This window comes from Burkholderia sp. Bp8986 (assembly GCF_003854225.1).
Classification (GTDB): domain Bacteria; phylum Pseudomonadota; class Gammaproteobacteria; order Burkholderiales; family Burkholderiaceae; genus Burkholderia.
The window spans coordinates 1-16,854 of the sequence record NZ_QTQM01000026.1; the positions used below are offsets into that span (position 1 = coordinate 1).

Sequence of the window (16,854 nt, forward strand, 5' to 3'; positions counted from 1 at the left end):
GGGCTTACGGGTACCGCGACGACGAATACTTCTTCCTCAAGATCCGCGCCGCGTTCCCCGGTAATCCTCGATGAACCGAAAAAAAGCCGCCCGGATCGACTCCGGGCGGCTTTCCTTGCTGCATCCTGCGTGCGCTGCGTCAGACCACGACCGTCTGCGCTTCGCCTTCGCGGCTCGCACGCACGGTGCCGATCTTCCACACCTGTTCGCCGGCGGCCGTCAGGTCGGCGATCGCCGCGTCGGCATCGGCTGCCGAAACGATCACGGCCATCCCGATCCCGCAGTTGAACACGCGGTGCATTTCCGCGTCGGCGACGCCGCCGTGCTCCTGCAGCCACTTGAACAGCGGCGGCAGCGGCCACGCGTTCTGGTCGAGCTCGGCCGTGAGACCTTCGCGCAGCACGCGCGGAATGTTCTCGACGAGGCCGCCGCCGGTGATGTGGGCCATGCCCTTCACCGACAGCTTCTGCATCAGCGCGAGCAGCGGCTTCACGTAGATGCGCGTCGGCGCCATCAGCGTGTCGGCCAGCGAGTGGCCGTGGAAATCGGCCGACAGGTCGGGGTTCGCGCGCTCGATGATCTTGCGCACGAGCGAGAAGCCGTTCGAGTGGATGCCGCTCGAGGCAAGGCCGAGCACCACGTCGCCTTCGGCGATCGTGCTGCCGTCGATGATCTTGCTCTTCTCGACCGCGCCGACCGCGAAACCGGCCAGGTCGTATTCGCCGTCCGGGTACATGCCCGGCATTTCGGCCGTTTCACCGCCGATCAGCGCGCAGCCCGACAGTTCGCAGCCGTGCGCGATGCCCTTGACGACGGTCGCGGCCGTGTCGACGTCGAGCTTGCCGCACGCGAAGTAATCGAGGAAGAACAGCGGCTCGGCGCCCTGCACGAGGATGTCGTTCACGCTCATCGCCACCAGATCCTGGCCGACGGTGTCGTGTTTGTTCAGATGAAAGGCCAGCTTGAGCTTGGTGCCCACGCCGTCGGTGCCCGACACGAGCACGGGCTCCTGGTACTTCTTCGGCACTTCGAACAGCGCGCCGAACCCGCCGATGCCGCCGAGCACGCCGTCGCGCAGGGTTTTCTTCGCAAAAGGCTTGATCTTGTCGATGAGCGCGTCGCCCGCGTCGATGTCGACGCCTGCGTCGCGGTAGGACAGACCTTGGGCGTCGGGAGCGGATTTCGGAGGATTCATGGGGGAATGCGAGAAGGTCGGTAAAATGCGATTTTACCCGAAGCCGGCCCGTTGGCCGGAATTCCCAGCACCGAATCGTCAGGGATTGCATCTTGGTCGACACGTCCCCGTTTTCATCGCCCCGCGAGCCGCGCCGGAAACCGCGCGCCGCCGTGCGTGCGGCCGCGTGTTCAGGCACCGGAGCAGCCCCCCGCGCGTGCCCGGCGTACGGCGCGCGTTTCATCAACCGACCTGCATTGTGACTGTTGTGTCCCGTCAACTGACGCTCGATCTCGGCACGCCGCCGCCCGCCACGTTCGACAACTTCATCATGAATGAGGAGAACGACGAGCTCATCTCGCGGCTCCAGAAGCTCGACCTCGCGCTCGCGGCGGGGCCCGTGCCGGACCGGTCGTTCTACATCTGGGGCGAGCCCGGCAGCGGCCGCACCCACCTGCTGCAGGCGCTCGTGAGCGACGCGTCGTACGGCTACGCGCGCTATCTGACGCCGCAAAGCCCGCTCGGCGCGTTCACGTTCGACCCGCGCATCGGCATCTACGCGATCGACGACTGCGACAAGATGAGCGACACGCAGCAGGTCGCGCTGTTCAACCTGTTCAACGAGGTCCGCGCGCACCCGTCGAGCGCGTTCGTCGCGGCGGGCCCCGCGGCGCCGCTCGCGCTCGACGTGCGCGAGGATCTGCGCACGCGCCTCGGCTGGGGGCTCGTGTTCCACCTGTCGCCGCCGTCCGACGCCGGCAAGATCGCCGTACTGAAGCTCGCGGCGAAGGAGCGCGGGATCGCGCTCACCGACGACATCGCCGCTTACCTGCTCACCCATTTCCGCCGCGACATGCCGAGCCTGATGGCGCTGCTCGACGCGCTCGACCGCTTCTCGCTCGAGCAGAAACGCGCCGTCACGCTGCCGCTGCTGCGCCGGATGCTGGCCCGCCCCGGCGACGACATCGCACCACCGGGCACAGGCCCGAACCGCTTCGAGTAAAATGCGCTTCCATGACTAATCTGGCACTCTTTGACCTCGATCACACGCTGATCCCGACCGATAGCGACCACGAATGGGGCCGCTTCATGGTGAAGCTCGGCATCGTCGACGCGGAAAGCTTCTCGCGTCAGAACGATCAGTTCTTCGCCGACTACAAGGCCGGCAAGCTCGACATCCATGCGTACCTGTGCGCGATGCTCACGCCGCTCGCGAAGTATTCGCGCGCGCAGCTGGCCGAATGGCACGAGCAGTACATGCACGAGGTGATCCGCCCCGCGATGACGCCCGCCGCGCTCGAACTCGTGCGCAAGCACCTCGATACCGGCGACCTGTGCTGCGTCGTGACCGCGACCAACGAGTTCATCACGCGTCCGATCGCGACCGCGTTCGGCGTCGACACGCTGATCGCGTGCGAGGTCGAAACGACCGACGGCCATCCCGACTCGCCGTACACGGGCCGGCCGACCGGCACGCCGAGCTATCGCGAAGGCAAGATCGTGCGCACCGAAGCGTGGCTCGCGTCGCTCGGCAAGCACTGGGACGACTTCGAACACAGCTACTTCTACAGCGACTCGCACAACGACATCCCGTTGCTCGAGAAAGTCACCGACCCGATCGCGACCAACCCCGACGACACGCTGCGTGCGCATGCAAGCGACCGCGGCTGGCGCATCCTCGATCTCTTCTGAACGTCGTGATCAAAAAATTCATTCGCAAGCTGCTCGGCCAGGACGGCGCCGAACACACGTCGCCCGTCGAGGCGCCCGCCGTCGAAACGGCCCCTGCCCCGCGCCCCGCGAAGGGGAGCCGCGGCGGCGGCGCCAGGAAGGCGCGCAGCAACCACGAGCCGACCGTCGTGCCGGCCAGCGTGCACCAGATCGATCCGTCGCTGATCTCGCGGAACGCCGTGCGCGTGACCGACACGCTGCAGCAGGCGGGCTTTCGCGCGTTCATCGTCGGCGGCGCCGTGCGCGACCTGCTGCTCGGCATCGCGCCGAAGGACTTCGACGTCGCGACCGACGCGACGCCGACCGAGGTGCAGCGCCTGTTCCGCCGCGCGCGCCTGATCGGCCGCCGCTTCCAGATCGTCCACGTGCAGTTCGGCCAGGAACTGATCGAGGTGTCGACCTTCCGCGCGCTGGTCGACGCGCCGCCCGAAGCCGCCGCGGCCGAGCCGCCGAAGCGCCTGAAGCGCGACGAGCTCGACCGCCGCACGCACGCGGTGGACGCGAGCGGCCGCGTGCTGCGCGACAACGTGTGGGGCGAACAGCACGAAGACGCCGCGCGCCGCGACTTCACGATCAACGCGATGTACTACGACCCGTCGACACAGACGGTGCTCGACTACCACGACGGGATGGCCGACATGCGCGCCCGCCTGTTGCGGATGATCGGCGACCCGGCCACGCGCTTCCGCGAGGATCCGGTGCGGATGCTGCGCGTCGTGCGCTTCGCGGCGAAGCTCGGCTTCGAGATCGAGCCGCACACGCGCGAGCCGATCAACGCGCTCGCCGACCTGATCAACAACGTGCCGGCCGCGCGCCTGTTCGACGAAATGCTGAAGCTGCTGCTGTCGGGCCATGCGCTCGCGTGCCTGCAGCAGCTGCGCAAGGAAGGCCTGCACCACGGGCTGCTGCCGCTGCTCGACGTCGTGCTCGAGCAGCCGCAGGGCGAGAAGTTCATCACGCTTGCGCTGAACAACACCGACGCGCGCGTGCGCGCCGGCAAGCCGGTGTCGCCGGGCTTCCTGTTCGCGACGCTGCTGTGGCACGACATGCGCCAGCGCTTCGAGCAATACACGGCGGAGGGCGAAATCCCGGTGCCGGCGCTCCATCGCGCGATGGACGACGTGCTCGACATGCAGACCGAGAAGCTCGCGATCCACAAGCGCTACTCGGCCGACATGCGCGAGATCTGGGGCCTGCAACTGCGCCTCGAAAAACGCTCGGGCCGCAGCGCGATGCGGCTGCTGGAACACCAAAGGTTTAGAGCGGGGTATGATTTCCTCCTGTTACGCTGCGAATCCGGCGAGCTCGATGCGGAAGTCGGACAGTGGTGGACGGATTTCATCGAAGGCGACGCGGCCGCCCGTGAGGCACTCCTCACGCAGGGCGGCTCGAAGGAAAAATCGCCCCGCAAGCGGCGCCGCCGCGGCGGTGCGCGAAACCGCAAGCCGGGCGAAGGCGCCGCCGAGCAGGCGCCGGACACCGCGGGCGGTTCCGACGACTGACGCGCTCGCCGGCGAACGACGTAGGAAGTGATGCCATGACGGTTGCATATATCGGACTGGGGGCGAATCTCGGCGATGCGCGCCAGACCCTGAAGGACGCGGTGGTGTGCCTCGCGCAGCAGCGCACCATCTCGATCCTCGGCAAATCGAGCCTGTATCGCACGGCGCCCTTCGAAGCGGGCGGCGACGATTACTACAACTGCGTCGTCAAGCTCGACACGACGCTGTCGGCCCGGGAGCTGCTCGCGCTCTGCCAGAAGATCGAACATCACTTCGGGCGCGAGCGCCCGTATCGCAACGCGCCGCGCACGCTCGACCTCGACATCCTGCTGTTCGGCTCCGATTCGATCGACGAACCCGACCTGATCGTCCCGCATCCGCGCCTCACCGATCGCGCATTCGCGCTCGTGCCGCTCGTCGAAATCGAACCGGCGCTCGACATCCCCGCGCGCGGCCGCGCCGATGCGTTCCTCGCCGCCGTCGCCGATCAGCGCGTCGAGAAGGTGCAGACCTGCCAATGCCTGATGCAGAAGGCCCTTGCCGCCGGCGCTGACGCCGACAAGAACCCCTGCCGATGAACACCACTCCGCTGACCGTCACCGCGCCCGACCTGCGCGCCCCGCATCGCTACCTCGTGATCGAAGGCCCGATCGGCGTCGGCAAGACGACGCTCGCGCGCCTCTTCGCCGAGCGCTGGTCGATGCAGGCGCTGCTCGAACGCCCGCAGGACAACCCGTTCCTCGAACGCTTCTATCGCGACACCGCGCGCTATGCGCTGCCCGCGCAGCTGTCGTTCGCGCTGCAGCGCGCGCAGCAGGCGCGCGAACTGATCGGCGCGCTCGATACGGGCCGGCCCGTCGTCGCCGATTTCATGCCGCAGAAGAACGACATCTTCGCGCGGCTGAACCTGCCGGAAGACGAATGGCAGCTGTACCGGTCGATCGCGACGCACCTCGACGTGCCGCAGGCACCCGCGCCCGATCTCGTCGTCTACCTGCAGGCGAGCCCCGAGGTGCTGTTCTCGCGCATCCAGAAGCGCGGGCTGCCGATGGAGCTGCAGATCAGCGACGCGTACCTGCGCTCGCTCGTCGATGCATACAACGAATTCTTCTATCACTACGACCGCACGCCGGTGCTGACGGTCGCAGCCGAACACCTGAACCCGCTGGATTCCCCCGAAGACCTCGCGCTGCTGATCGAGCGCATCGACACGATGCGCGGCCGCAAGGAATTCTTCGTCAAGGGCGAGACGACGCGCTGACGCGTCCTCGCCTGTCGTTCCTCCCCATCGAACCGGATTTCCCATGACCTATCTCCAGGAATCGAGCCGGCCTGCCGTCACGGTGCCCAAGCTGCAGGCAATGCGCGAAGCCGACGAGAAGATCGCGATGCTCACCTGCTACGACGCGAGCTTTTCCGCGCTGCTCGATCGCGCCGGCACCGACGTGCTGCTGATCGGCGATTCGCTCGGCAACGTGCTGCAGGGCCACACGACCACGCTCCCGGTGTCGCTCGACGACATCGCGTACCACACCGCATGCGTCGCGCGCGTGCAGCCGCGCGCGCTCGTCGTCGCCGATCTGCCGTTCGGCACGTACGGCACGCCGGCCGAGGCGTTCGCGAACGCGGTCACGCTGATGCGCGCCGGCGCGCAGATGGTGAAGCTCGAAGGCGGCGAATGGCTCGCCGACACGATCCGCTTCCTCGTCGAACGCTCGGTGCCGGTGTGCGCGCACCTCGGCCTCACGCCGCAGTCGGTGCATGCGTTCGGCGGCTTCAAGGTGCAGGGCCGCACGGAAGCCGGCGCCGCGCAGCTGCTGCGCGATGCGCGGGCGATCGAAGATGCGGGCGCGCAGCTCGTGGTGCTCGAGGCGGTGCCGACGCTCGTCGCGTCCGAAGTCACGCACATGCTGAAGATCCCGACGATCGGCATCGGCGCAGGGCTCGATTGCTCGGGTCAGGTGCTGGTGCTGCACGACATGCTCGGCATCTTCCCCGGCAAGCGGCCGCGTTTCGTGAAGGATTTCATGCAGGGCCAGCCGAACATCCAGGCGGCCGTCGAGGCGTACGTGAGCGCGGTGAAGGACCGCACGTTCCCGGGCCCGGAACACTCGTTCTGACGCGGGACGGGCGTGCCGTGGCGCGCGGTCGGCGCTTGCTGCGGCACACTCGCTGACGTGGCCGCGATGCGGTGCGCCGTTGCTCGTAGTGCATGACGAACAGCGCGTACTTTCTAACTCGTCCTATTCCTGCACACCTTCGTCGCTGCGACCATCAAGCCTTCGTCGATCGAAGGAGTGGAAAGGATGGCGCATGTGTATGAAAAGGCGGCTGAACATCGGCTGCTCGCCATCGCCGCGCTCGCATGCAGTTCACTCGTCGCATTACCCGCGTCCGCTGCGACCGAAGACTGCCCCGCACGCGTTGCCGTTACCCAGCAACTTGACGGTCAACCACCCGATGGCTGGAAAAGCTTCGACACGCAAAGCACCTACCCGCTTGCCAGCGTCACCTTCTGGTCAGGGCCGCCGGACCGGATGATGTCCTTGCTGCCGAACCGCTCGCGCTCCGAACCCAAAAGCGACGTCTATACCTGGTCGCTCGCTGAAAACCGTGAGGATTACTGGGTCTCATGCGACTACGGGAATACGAGCGTCGTGATCGCACGACCGCTCGGCAGACAGGCGCAGACTTGCGTCGCGCGTTACAGGCGTGGGCACGCCATCGTACAAAGCTGGCAATGCACGCCGCGGAAGTAATCCGCGTTCAGGCCGGTGCGCTGCCTTGAATCAGCCGCGCCGCGACCGACCCGCGCAACGCATTGCAGATCATCAACTCGTCTGCGTTCAGCACATCGTCGAGCGTCAGCACACGCTCTTTTGCGCCTAGCGCCGGATCGTCGAGCAGCACACCGCGCATCACGCCGGGCAACACGCCGCACGACAACGGCGGCGTCAACCACACGCCATCACGCTTCACGAACACATTCGACCGCCCGCCTTCCGTCACCTCGCCGCGCTCGTTCACGAACAGCATGTCGAAGCCGCCGAGCGCTTCCGCCGCCTGCCACGCGCGATCGTACTCGGCGCGGCGCGTCGTCTTGTGCAGCAGCAGCGCGTCGTCCGTGCGGGTTGGCGCAAAGCCGTGCGCGGACGCGAGCATCACGCCGACCGGCCCCGCGGGCAGCGGCTTCAATACCGCGGCCGTGATGTCGACCGTGCCGTCCTTCGCGAGCGCGAGCTTCATCCGGTACGGGCCGTCGCCGTCGAGCGCCGCGCAGCGCACGTCGATCTCGCGGCGCAACGCGTCGGCGTCGAGGCGGAAGCCGAACGCATCCGCGCTGCGCTGCAGCCGCGCGAGATGACGCTCGAGATGCCGGATGCCGTCCGCACGTGTCGCGGCCGTGGTTTCGAACAAATGGAAGCCGGGATCGGCATCGGTCAGGAATCGCGCTTTCAATTCGCACTCCGCATATTCGTCGGCGGCGACGCTGTCGAGCACGATGCCCGCGCCGACACCCATCCTGCCGCGCCGCCGGCCGCTAGCGGCCGTTGCCGCGTCGCGCGCGTCGATCGTTGCGGCCGCATCGACGGCGATCGCATCGAGCGTCAGCGTCCGGATCGCGACCGACAGGCAGAAATCGCCGCAGCCGGCCACGCCGTCGGGCACCGCAGCGCCTGCCGAAGGGCCTTCCTTCGGTGCATCGAGCCAGCCGATCGCGCCCGTATAGAGCCCGCGCGGCGTCGACTCGATTGCGTCGATCAGTTCCATCGTCTTGTGCTTCGGCGCACCGGTGATCGATCCGCACGGAAACAGCGCACGCAGCATCTGCGCGAACGTGGTGCCGTCGCGCCAGCCGGCCTCGACCGTCGACGTCATCTGCCACACCGACGCGTACGGCTCGACCGAGAACAGCGCCGGCACCTTGACCGTGCCCGTGCGCGCGATCCGCGACACGTCGTTGCGCAGCAGGTCGACGATCATCACGTTTTCCGCGCGGTTCTTCGGATCGCTCGCGAGGAACGCGGCGGCCGCCGCATCGTCGCGCGGATCGGCCGAGCGCGGCGCGGTGCCCTTCATCGGCCGCGCGCGCAGCACGTCGCCGTGCTTCTCGACGAACAGCTCCGGCGAGCACGACACGACCCACGCGCCGTCGGGCAGCGCGATCAGCGCGCCGTAACGCACGGGCTGACGCGCGCGTAGCCGCCGGTACAGCGCGAGCGGCGTGCCGAACATGTCGAAATTCAGCCGGTACGTGTAGTTGATCTGATACGAATCGCCCGCCCGCAGCGCGTCGTGCACCGCGGCGATCGCCGCGTCGAACGCGTCGCGCGACACACTCTTCGCGACGTGCGCGACGCCCGCGATCGACGGCGGGCCGCCGCCGTCCTGCTGCGCGAGCCATGCATCGACTTCATCGCGCGACAGGCGCTCGCAGCGCGCATACAGCAAAAAGCGCAGCGGGGCATGGCCCGGCTGCGCTCTGTCCAGATTGCGTCCGAATTCGTAGTCGCCGACGACGATCGCATGCAGCCCGTCGCGCAGATCCTGCGCCACCGCCGCATCGACTTCGTCGAGCCGTGCCGGATCCGTGCACACGCGTTCGCGCACGAAACCGGAATACAAACGACTCGACCGCGCGGACGCGGTCGAGTCGCAATCGTCCAAGAGCGCGAACGACGCGCTCTCGTTGCCTTCAGTCATGCCGTTACTCGAAGAAGCTCTTCACCCGGTCGAACCAGCTCTTGCTCTGCGGGCTGTGACGCGCACCGCCCTCGGCCAGCGACTTCTCGAACTGCTTGAGCAGATCGCGCTGCTGGTCGGTCAGCTTCACGGGCGTCTCGACCTGCACGTGTACGTACAGATCGCCCGCGATGCTCGAACGCAGACCCTTGATCCCCTTGCCGCGCAGGCGGAACGTCTTGCCCGACTGCGTGCCTTCCGGCACCGGGAACGACGCACGGCCGGCCAGCGTCGGCACCTCGATCTCGCCGCCCAGTGCGGCGGTCGTGAACGGGATCGGCATCTGGCAGTGGAGATCGTCGCCGTCGCGCTCGAACACCGAGTGCGGCTTGATGTGGATCTCGACGTACAGGTCGCCCGGCGGCCCGCCGTTGATGCCCGGCTCGCCGTTGCCGGCGGAGCGGATCCGCATCCCGTCGTCGATGCCGGCCGGGATCTTCACTTCGAGCGTCTTGGTTTCCTTCACCTTGCCCGAGCCGTGGCAGTGCACGCACGGTTCCGGGATGTAGGTGCCGGTGCCGTGGCACTTCGGGCAGGTCTGCTGGATGCTGAAGAAGCCCTGCGACATGCGCACCGTGCCCTGGCCGTGACAGGTCGGGCAGGTTTCCGGCTTCGTGCCGGGCTTCGCGCCCGACCCGTGACAGACTTCGCACGATACCCAGCTCGGCACGCGGATCTGCGTGTCGTAGCCGTGCGCGGCCTGCTCGAGCGTGATTTCCATGCTGTAGCGCAGGTCGGCGCCGCGATACACCTGCGGACCGCCGCGGCCGCCGCGCGCGGCACCGCCCGCGGCCTGGCCGAAGATGTCGCCGAAGATGTCGCCGAACGCATCCGCGAAGCCGCCGAAACCCTGTGCGCCCGCACCGCCCATGTTCGGATCGACGCCCGCGTGGCCGTACTGGTCGTACGCCGCGCGCTTCTGGTCGTCCGACAGCATTTCATAGGCTTCCTTCGCCTCCTTGAAATGCTCTTCCGCATCCTTGTTGTCCGGATTGCGGTCAGGGTGATACTTCATCGCAAGCTTGCGATACGCCTTCTTGATTTCGTCGTCGCTCGCGTTCTTCGCGACGCCCAGAACCTCGTAGTAATCCCGTTTCGCCATATCGATTCACTGTGCCGTCGCGCGTCACGCACGCGGCGGCTCCTTTCGCCCGCAGTAAAGTCTCTCGACTCGTCTGGCGCTGCGCCGTCCGCGGACGGCTCGCGCAGCACCCGCCAAAAAACAAATGTGCCCGGAGGGCCGCGAAGCCCGCCAGGCGTGGAGTCGATCCGGCCATCCGGAAGGAAAGACAGACCGCTTTCAGTCGTTGGTCAACCGCGCCGCGCGCGTTTCCACGCGCGGCGTACGGTGCCATTGCAACCCGGCTTAGTCCTTCTTCACTTCCTTGAACTCGGCGTCGACGACGTCATCGGCAGCCTGCTGCGCACCGCCCGCCTGGGCCGCGCCTTCCGCTGCACCCGCCGCGCCGGCTTGCTGCGCCTGCATGTCGGCGTACATCTTTTCGCCGAGCTTCTGCGAAGCCTGACCGAGTTCCTCGACCTTCGCGTCGATCGCCGCCTTGTCGGCCGACGTATCCTTCAGCACGTCCTCGAGCGACTTCAGCGCCGCTTCGATCTTTTCCTTCTCGCCCGCGTCCAGCTTGTCGCCGTACTCGGTGAGCGCCTTCTTCGTGCTGTGGACCAGCGCGTCGCCCTGGTTGCGCGAATCAGCCAGCTCGCGCAGCTTGTGGTCTTCCGCTGCGTTCGCTTCCGCGTCCTTGATCATCTGGTCGATTTCAGCGTCGGACAGGCCCGAGTTCGCCTTGATCGTGATCTTGTTTTCCTTGCCGGTCGCCTTGTCCTTCGCGCCGACGTGCAGGATGCCGTTCGCGTCGATGTCGAAGGTCACTTCGATCTGCGGCACGCCGCGCGGCGACGGCGGGATGCCTTCGAGGTTGAACTCGCCGAGCAGCTTGTTGCCTGCCGCCATCTCGCGTTCGCCCTGGAACACCTTGATCGTCACGGCCGACTGGTTGTCGTCCGCCGTCGAATACACCTGAGCGTGCTTCGTCGGGATCGTCGTGTTCTTGTTGATCATCTTCGTCATCACGCCGCCGAGCGTCTCGATACCGAGCGACAGCGGGGTCACGTCGAGCAGCAGCACGTCCTTGCGGTCGCCCGACAGGACCTGGCCCTGGATCGCCGCGCCGACTGCGACGGCTTCGTCCGGGTTCACGTCACGGCGCGGATCCTTGCCGAAGAACTCCTTCACCTTCTCCTGCACCTTCGGCATGCGGGTCTGGCCGCCGACCAGGATCACGTCGTCGATGTCCGACACCTTGACGCCGGCGTCCTTGATCGCGATGCGGCACGGTTCGATCGTGCGCTCGACCAGATCCTCGACCAGCGCTTCCAGCTTCGCGCGGGTGATCTTCAGGTTCAAGTGCTTCGGACCCGATGCGTCGGCCGTGATGTACGGCAGGTTGATTTCGGTCTGCTGGCTCGACGACAGCTCGATCTTCGCCTTTTCAGCGGCTTCCTTCAGGCGCTGCAGCGCGAGCACGTCCTTCGACAGGTCGACGCCCTGCTCCTTCTTGAACTCGCCGATGATGTAATCGATGATGCGCTGGTCGAAGTCCTCGCCGCCGAGGAACGTGTCGCCGTTGGTCGACAGCACTTCGAACTGCATTTCGCCGTCGACGTCCGCGATCTCGATGATCGACACGTCGAACGTACCGCCGCCGAGGTCATACACGGCGATCTTGCGGTCGCCCTTCTCGGCCTTGTCGAGGCCGAACGCGAGCGCGGCTGCCGTCGGCTCGTTGATGATCCGCTTGACTTCCAGGCCCGCGATGCGGCCGGCGTCCTTGGTTGCCTGGCGCTGGCTGTCGTTGAAGTACGCCGGCACCGTGATCACGGCTTCCGTGACCGGCTCGCCGAGGTAGTCTTCGGCCGTCTTCTTCATCTTGCGCAGCACTTCGGCCGAAACCTGCGGCGGCGCGAGCTTCTCGCCGTGCGCTTCGACCCATGCGTCGCCGTTGTCGGCCTTGATGATCGCGTACGGCATCAGGCCGATGTCCTTCTGGACTTCCTTCTCTTCGAAGCGGCGGCCGATCAGGCGCTTCACGGCGAACAGCGTGTTCTTCGGGTTGGTCACGGACTGACGCTTGGCCGGCGCGCCGACGAGCACTTCGTTGTCGTCCATGTAGGCGATGATCGACGGCGTCGTGCGCGTGCCTTCCGAGTTCTCGATGACCTTGACCTGGTTGCCTTCCATGATGGCGACGCACGAGTTCGTGGTGCCGAGGTCAATACCGATGATCTTTCCCATTTTCACTAATCTCCAGAAATGCTTGTTTGCTGCGCGAAACCCCGCGTTTTGGGCAGTTTCGCGCGCCAGAATTCAACTCTGTTCCCGAAATGCGTCCGGCCGATCCGTTTTCAAGACCCGCCAAGCGATGCGGATATTAAATTTTTTCAATCGCCGCCGGTAGCCGGATCGTACGAACCGGCGTCGCGGCCCGACTGCGCGCCAGCCGCCGCGGCGATCTTCGCGCGCGCCGCCGACACCGCCGCCTGGAACTGCGCGAGGCCATGCCAGCCGGTCGCGCGGCCGAGCCGCTTGCCGCGGTGGAAGAAGAACCACGTCGGCACGCCGTGCAGGCCGAAGCGGCGTCCCAGCTCATGATGTTCGTACACGTTGCAATGGAACCACTTCAGATCCAGCGCGCGGATCGCGTCCGGCTGGGCGAGCATCGCCTTCTTGGCGATCTCGCAGTTGAAGCAGTCGACGCCCCAGAAGAACACCACGGCGAGCGCATCACCGGCGCCGGCGATCGCGGCGTCGAACGTGTCGGCCGCCAGCGCCTGCATGTCGAACGCGTCGAACGCGGCCGGATCGACGCCGGCGGGAACCATTGCGTCGGCCTTACTTCGGCTGGGCGACCGTGACGAGCGCCGGGCGCAGCACGCGGTCGGCGATCATGTAACCCTTTTGCAGGACGGTCACGACGGTGTTCGGCTCCTGCTCGGCCGGCACCATCGAAATCGCCTGGTGCTGGTGCGGATCGAACTTCTCGCCGACCGGGTTGATCGCGACGACGCGGCCCTTCTCGAGCGCGCTCGTCAGCTGGCGCAGCGTCAGTTCGACGCCTTCGCGCACCTTCGTGATGTCGCCGGACGTATCGCCGACGGCAGCCTCGAGGCTGTCCAGCACGGGCAGCAGGTGCTCCGCGAAGCCCTCGATCGCGAACTTGTGCGCCTTCGAGACATCTTCCTGCGCGCGGCGGCGGACGTTCTCGGTCTCGGCCTTCGCCCGCAGGAAGCTCTCCTGCAGCTCGGCGACCTTGGCTTGAGCCTCCGCGAGCGCCGCGTCGGCTGCTTCGGCGGCGGGCGCCGCGCCTTGCGCCGCCTGCTTCTCGCTGCCGATGTCTTCGGCCGATTGGGTAGCCGGGTTCTCTTGCGTGTTTTCCATGTCGCTGAAAGTCGATTAGAGGTTGAAGCCAAATCGGCAACCGCCGGACCGTATGCCGGCGGCACCGCACATTGTTGGTGCAAATAAGGGCGAAAACTGCGATTTCAAGGGGGTTATTCACCGGCATTCGCCAATGCCGTGAAACAACCGCGCTGCGCGCCGCCGATTACGTGCATTTGTCGCCGGATCGGACGAAACGACCGGTAACAACGCTTACCAGGCAAGTACTAGCTCGGCACAGGGGGGTGCACTACACTCCATTCAAGCGTCGAAAAAGCGCGTTTACCCTAGCTTACCGGCGCCTGACATCCACCTGGCGCTGCATTCACAGTCCCATCGAGGCGCGTACCGTGAAACTGACCTTTGCCATATCGGTGGTCGCGCTGGTACTGATTGCCGGCACCACCACCATCTGCCTGTCCGGAGCCGTCACCGACCGCACGACCGAATACGGAAGCGCGCGGGCGACGTTCGACCAGATGTTCAGCTCCCACCAGAAAATCTGTCGATGATGCGCCGGTCGCGCTTGGTCGGCCGGCCGTGCAGTTCCGCCGCCGGCTCGCGATAGGTGCGGCGCCGTTCCAGTTCGGCGAGCCGCGCGACGCGCCCCGCTTCCGTTTCCTCGTAAAGCGTCTGCGCGATGCTCGCGGGCCCGCGCACGTCGCAAATGCCAAGCACGGCAATGTGCCAGACGACACCGTCGATCGCAATCTCGACCTCGTCGCCGACGCGCACGTCCTTGGCCGGCTTCACCGCCGCGCCGCCGATCTTCACGTGGCCCTTGTCGACCGCGTCGGACGCGAGCGAGCGCGTCTTGAAGAAGCGGGCCGCCCACAGCCATTTGTCGATGCGCAGCTTCGCGCCGGGTTCAGTCGAAACCCTGTAGTTCATCGCGTTCAACTCACCGTTTCGGGCTGCGCGGCCTTCACCGGCCAGCCCTGCAGATTCTCGGCGACGATCTCGCCCAACGCGCCGATCCACGCGGGCGCGCCGTTCAGGCACGGAATCCGGTGGAACGCCTGGCCGCCGCCCGCGATGAACTCGTCGCGCACCTCCATCCCGATCTCCTCGATCGTCTCCAGACAATCGGCCGTAAAACCGGGACAGAACACGTCGGCCCGCCGCACGCCCGCCTCGCCGAGTTCGCGCAGCGTCGGCGCCGTGTACGGCTGCAGCCACTCGGCCTTGCCGAAGCGCGACTGGAACGTCACGCGGCATTCGAGCGTCGACAGCCCGAGCGCGGCCATCAGCAGCGCGCCCGTCTGCTGGCACTGGTCGTGATAGGGGTCGCCCAGGTCGAGCGTGCGCTTCGGCACGCCGTGGAAACTCAGCACGAGCTTGTCGCCGGCCGCGAAGTCGGGCCGGCCATGCTGCGCCCAGTACTGGCGCACCTGTTCGGCGAGCGCGTGGATGTAGGCCGGATGGTCGGCGTAGTGCCGCACCGTGCGCACTTCCGGCTGGTTGCGCATCCGCGCGAGCGCGGCGAACGCGGCATCGAATGCCGTCGCGGTGGTGGACGCCGAGTATTGCGGGTACATCGGCATCAGCAGCACGCGCTCGACGCCAGCACGCTTGAATTGCGCGAGCGCCTGCGCAATGCCCGGGCTGCCGTAGCGCATCGCGTAGTCGACCGTCACCTGATAGCCGTTCGACGCGAGCAGGTGGCGCACGCCGTCGGTCTGGCGCTCGGTGTATACGCGCAGCGGCGAGCCTTCGGGCATCCAGACGGCCGCGTACTTCTTCGCGGACGCGCGACCGCGCAGCGGCAGGATCAGCGTGCGCAGCAGCACCTGCCAGACGACCTGCGGGATTTCGACGACGCGCGGGTCCGACAGGAACTCGGCCAGATAGCGCCGCACCGCGCGTGGTGTCGGGGCGTCGGGCGTGCCGAGATTGATCAGCAGCACGCCGATGCGATGGGCAGCTGCGACGCTCGAAGGCGGCTCAAGATCGAAACGCATGGGCAGGAACGTGCTCGGGGCACGCAGTCGGACGGCCCTCAATTATAGCGGGCCGTCTCGCCCGGGTCGGCTGGCCGTTCGGCCGACTGGCGGTACGCACGGCGCCGCGGCACGATGGCGGGACGGTATCGGTCGGGTTACTGCTGGCTCAGCGTGAGCGACAGCAGCCGCGCGGTGATGTCGACGATCGGGATCACGCGGTTGTACGCCATGCGGGTCGGGCCGATCACGCCGAGCGTGCCGACGATCTGGCCGTTCACCTCGTAGGGCGCGGTCACGACGCTCATTTCCTCGATCGGCACGAGCGTCGATTCGCCGCCGATGAAGATCTGCACGCCCTGGGCGTGGCTCGACACGTCGAGCAATTGCAGGAGGCCCGTCTTTTGGTCGAACACGTCGAACAGCTTGCGCAGCCGCGCCATGTCGGACGACAGATCCGCCACTTCGAGCAGGTTGCGCTCGCCGGAAATGAGCACGGTGTCCTCGGTATCGGGCACCTCGGTGCTGGCCGTCACGGCCGCATGCATCAGCGTGGTCATGTCGCCGCGCAGCTGGTCGATCTCGTCGCGCAGGCGGCGGCGCACCTCGTCGAACGACAGCCCGGCGAAGTGCGCGTTGATGTAGTTGGACGCCTCGGTGAGCTGCGACGGCGAATAGTCGCGCGGCGTCGCGAGCATCCGGTTCTGCACGTCGCCCTCGGGCGTGACGATGATCAGCAGGATGCGCTTGTCCGACAGCCGCATGAACTCGATCTGCTTGAACACGTGGCTGCGGCGCGGCGTCAGCACGACACCCGCGAACTGCGACAGGTTCGACAGCACGCTCGCCGCGGCCGCCACGACCCGCTGCTGCGGTTCGCCGGCCTGCAGCGTGTTCTGCACCTGGCGCGCGACGGCCTCGGCGTCGATCGGCGCCTCGACCGTCAGCATCGTGTCGACGAACAGCCGGTAGCCGCGCGGCGTCGGCACGCGGCCGGCCGACGTATGCGGGCTCGACACGAGGCCGAGCTCCTCCAGGTCGGACATCACGTTGCGGATCGTTGCCGGGCTCAGTTCGAGCCCGGAGTAACGGGACAACGTGCGCGAGCCGACCGGCTGACCGTCGGCGATATACCGTTCGATCAGGGTTTTCAGGAGGGTTCGTGCGCGAGGATCTAGCATGGTGGAAAATTTTAGCGCAACCGCGCGAGCACGGCGAGTGGCCGCGGCCACTGTCGCCCGGGCCGACCGATCCGGCCCCGTTCGCGCACAGCCGGTTCTTTTCGTCAACGAGCTATGGTGTAATGCCGGC

17 protein-coding genes are annotated in these 16,854 nt (G+C 66.8%); 8 read left to right on the top strand and 9 right to left on the bottom strand.

The genetic code is table 11. From position 1 onward, the window contains the following. Positions 1 to 139: 139 nt before the first annotated feature. Positions 140 to 1,195, bottom strand: a complete 1,056-nt coding sequence (purM, locus tag DID99_RS22225; RefSeq protein WP_124667549.1) for a phosphoribosylformylglycinamidine cyclo-ligase — start codon at positions 1,193 to 1,195, stop codon at positions 140 to 142. A 247-nt stretch (positions 1,196 to 1,442) separates the two neighbouring features. Between purM and hda the strand changes: the two genes are divergently transcribed. From hda to DID99_RS22260, 7 genes are all read left to right on the top strand, one after another. Further along, on the top strand, positions 1,443 to 2,177 hold the full coding sequence (hda, locus tag DID99_RS22230) for a DnaA regulatory inactivator Hda (RefSeq protein ID WP_044844057.1): 735 nt from the start codon (positions 1,443 to 1,445) through the stop codon (positions 2,175 to 2,177). An 11-nt stretch (positions 2,178 to 2,188) separates the two neighbouring features. After that, positions 2,189 to 2,866 carry an HAD family phosphatase gene (locus DID99_RS22235; protein WP_124667550.1) on the top strand — a complete coding sequence of 226 codons (678 nt, stop codon included), beginning with the start codon at positions 2,189 to 2,191 and terminating at the stop codon, positions 2,864 to 2,866. Positions 2,867 to 2,871: 5 nt separating this feature from the next. Then, positions 2,872 to 4,407 (top strand): polynucleotide adenylyltransferase PcnB, encoded by a 1,536-nt coding sequence (gene pcnB / locus DID99_RS22240; RefSeq protein ID WP_124487954.1) that lies wholly within the window; start codon positions 2,872 to 2,874, stop codon positions 4,405 to 4,407. A gap of 35 nt (positions 4,408 to 4,442) precedes the next feature. After that, the gene (gene folK, locus DID99_RS22245; protein WP_044844054.1) at positions 4,443 to 4,985 is read left to right on the top strand and encodes a 2-amino-4-hydroxy-6-hydroxymethyldihydropteridine diphosphokinase; all 543 of its coding nucleotides are present in this window, start codon (positions 4,443 to 4,445) and stop codon (positions 4,983 to 4,985) included. Next, entirely contained in the window at positions 4,982 to 5,668 is a 687-nt protein-coding gene (locus DID99_RS22250) for a deoxynucleoside kinase (protein ID WP_124487955.1), read from the top strand. Before folK ends, DID99_RS22250 begins: the two co-directional genes overlap by 4 nt. 43 nt (positions 5,669 to 5,711) lie before the next feature. Further along, positions 5,712 to 6,527, top strand: a complete 816-nt coding sequence (gene panB / locus DID99_RS22255) for a 3-methyl-2-oxobutanoate hydroxymethyltransferase (RefSeq protein WP_044844052.1) — start codon at positions 5,712 to 5,714, stop codon at positions 6,525 to 6,527. Positions 6,528 to 6,713: 186 nt separating this feature from the next. Then, positions 6,714 to 7,166: an STY0301 family protein gene (locus tag DID99_RS22260; RefSeq protein ID WP_124667551.1), complete on the top strand. Its 453-nt coding sequence runs from the start codon at positions 6,714 to 6,716 to the stop codon at positions 7,164 to 7,166. Between the two features lie 7 nt (positions 7,167 to 7,173). On the opposite strand, the gene DID99_RS22265 is transcribed toward DID99_RS22260, so the two are convergent. The 5 genes from DID99_RS22265 to grpE all read right to left on the bottom strand — a co-directional run bounded on the left by DID99_RS22265 (position 7,174) and on the right by grpE (position 13,603). Further along, entirely contained in the window at positions 7,174 to 9,111 is a 1,938-nt protein-coding gene (locus DID99_RS22265) for a chorismate-binding protein (RefSeq protein ID WP_124667552.1), read from the bottom strand. A 4-nt stretch (positions 9,112 to 9,115) separates the two neighbouring features. Next, positions 9,116 to 10,252 (bottom strand): molecular chaperone DnaJ, encoded by a 1,137-nt coding sequence (gene dnaJ / locus DID99_RS22270; protein ID WP_044844050.1) that lies wholly within the window; start codon positions 10,250 to 10,252, stop codon positions 9,116 to 9,118. 264 nt (positions 10,253 to 10,516) lie between these two features. Next, positions 10,517 to 12,460: a molecular chaperone DnaK gene (gene dnaK, locus DID99_RS22275; RefSeq protein ID WP_044844049.1), complete on the bottom strand. Its 1,944-nt coding sequence runs from the start codon at positions 12,458 to 12,460 to the stop codon at positions 10,517 to 10,519. A 146-nt stretch (positions 12,461 to 12,606) separates the two neighbouring features. Beyond that, positions 12,607 to 13,047 (bottom strand): thioredoxin family protein, encoded by a 441-nt coding sequence (locus DID99_RS22280; RefSeq protein WP_124529730.1) that lies wholly within the window; start codon positions 13,045 to 13,047, stop codon positions 12,607 to 12,609. A gap of 10 nt (positions 13,048 to 13,057) precedes the next feature. Continuing rightward, on the bottom strand, positions 13,058 to 13,603 hold the full coding sequence (gene grpE / locus DID99_RS22285; protein WP_044844047.1) for a nucleotide exchange factor GrpE: 546 nt from the start codon (positions 13,601 to 13,603) through the stop codon (positions 13,058 to 13,060). Positions 13,604 to 13,953: 350 nt separating this feature from the next. Here grpE and DID99_RS37355 point away from each other — a divergent pair, with 350 nt between their 5' ends. After that, a complete protein-coding gene (locus DID99_RS37355) occupies positions 13,954 to 14,115 on the top strand; it encodes a hypothetical protein (protein ID WP_006476841.1) in 162 nt (53 codons plus the stop codon). Here DID99_RS37355 and DID99_RS22295 read toward each other — a convergent pair. The 3 genes from DID99_RS22295 to hrcA all read right to left on the bottom strand — a co-directional run bounded on the left by DID99_RS22295 (position 14,087) and on the right by hrcA (position 16,724). Further along, on the bottom strand, positions 14,087 to 14,494 hold the full coding sequence (locus DID99_RS22295) for an RNA-binding S4 domain-containing protein (protein WP_124667554.1): 408 nt from the start codon (positions 14,492 to 14,494) through the stop codon (positions 14,087 to 14,089). The genes DID99_RS37355 and DID99_RS22295 overlap by 29 nt on opposite strands. Positions 14,495 to 14,499: 5 nt before the next feature. Beyond that, positions 14,500 to 15,564 (bottom strand): ferrochelatase, encoded by a 1,065-nt coding sequence (gene hemH / locus DID99_RS22300; RefSeq protein WP_044844045.1) that lies wholly within the window; start codon positions 15,562 to 15,564, stop codon positions 14,500 to 14,502. Positions 15,565 to 15,701: 137 nt separating this feature from the next. Next, a complete protein-coding gene (gene hrcA / locus DID99_RS22305; RefSeq protein ID WP_011544637.1) occupies positions 15,702 to 16,724 on the bottom strand; it encodes a heat-inducible transcriptional repressor HrcA in 1,023 nt (340 codons plus the stop codon). Positions 16,725 to 16,854 lie beyond the last annotated feature (130 nt).

Coding starts and splice junctions, on each gene's coding strand:
- purM (WP_124667549.1), bottom strand. CDS start 1,195: ATGAATCCTCCGAAATCCGCTCCCGACGCCCAAGGTCTGTCCTACCGC.
- DID99_RS22235 (WP_124667550.1), top strand. CDS start 2,189: ATGACTAATCTGGCACTCTTTGACCTCGATCACACGCTGATCCCGACC.
- folK (WP_044844054.1), top strand. CDS start 4,443: ATGACGGTTGCATATATCGGACTGGGGGCGAATCTCGGCGATGCGCGC.
- DID99_RS22250 (WP_124487955.1), top strand. CDS start 4,982: ATGAACACCACTCCGCTGACCGTCACCGCGCCCGACCTGCGCGCCCCG.
- panB (WP_044844052.1), top strand. CDS start 5,712: ATGACCTATCTCCAGGAATCGAGCCGGCCTGCCGTCACGGTGCCCAAG.
- DID99_RS22260 (WP_124667551.1), top strand. CDS start 6,714: ATGGCGCATGTGTATGAAAAGGCGGCTGAACATCGGCTGCTCGCCATC.
- DID99_RS22265 (WP_124667552.1), bottom strand. CDS start 9,111: ATGACTGAAGGCAACGAGAGCGCGTCGTTCGCGCTCTTGGACGATTGC.
- dnaJ (WP_044844050.1), bottom strand. CDS start 10,252: ATGGCGAAACGGGATTACTACGAGGTTCTGGGCGTCGCGAAGAACGCG.
- dnaK (WP_044844049.1), bottom strand. CDS start 12,460: ATGGGAAAGATCATCGGTATTGACCTCGGCACCACGAACTCGTGCGTC.
- DID99_RS22280 (WP_124529730.1), bottom strand. CDS start 13,047: ATGGTTCCCGCCGGCGTCGATCCGGCCGCGTTCGACGCGTTCGACATG.
- grpE (WP_044844047.1), bottom strand. CDS start 13,603: ATGGAAAACACGCAAGAGAACCCGGCTACCCAATCGGCCGAAGACATC.
- DID99_RS22295 (WP_124667554.1), bottom strand. CDS start 14,494: ATGAACTACAGGGTTTCGACTGAACCCGGCGCGAAGCTGCGCATCGAC.
- hemH (WP_044844045.1), bottom strand. CDS start 15,564: ATGCGTTTCGATCTTGAGCCGCCTTCGAGCGTCGCAGCTGCCCATCGC.
- hrcA (WP_011544637.1), bottom strand. CDS start 16,724: ATGCTAGATCCTCGCGCACGAACCCTCCTGAAAACCCTGATCGAACGG.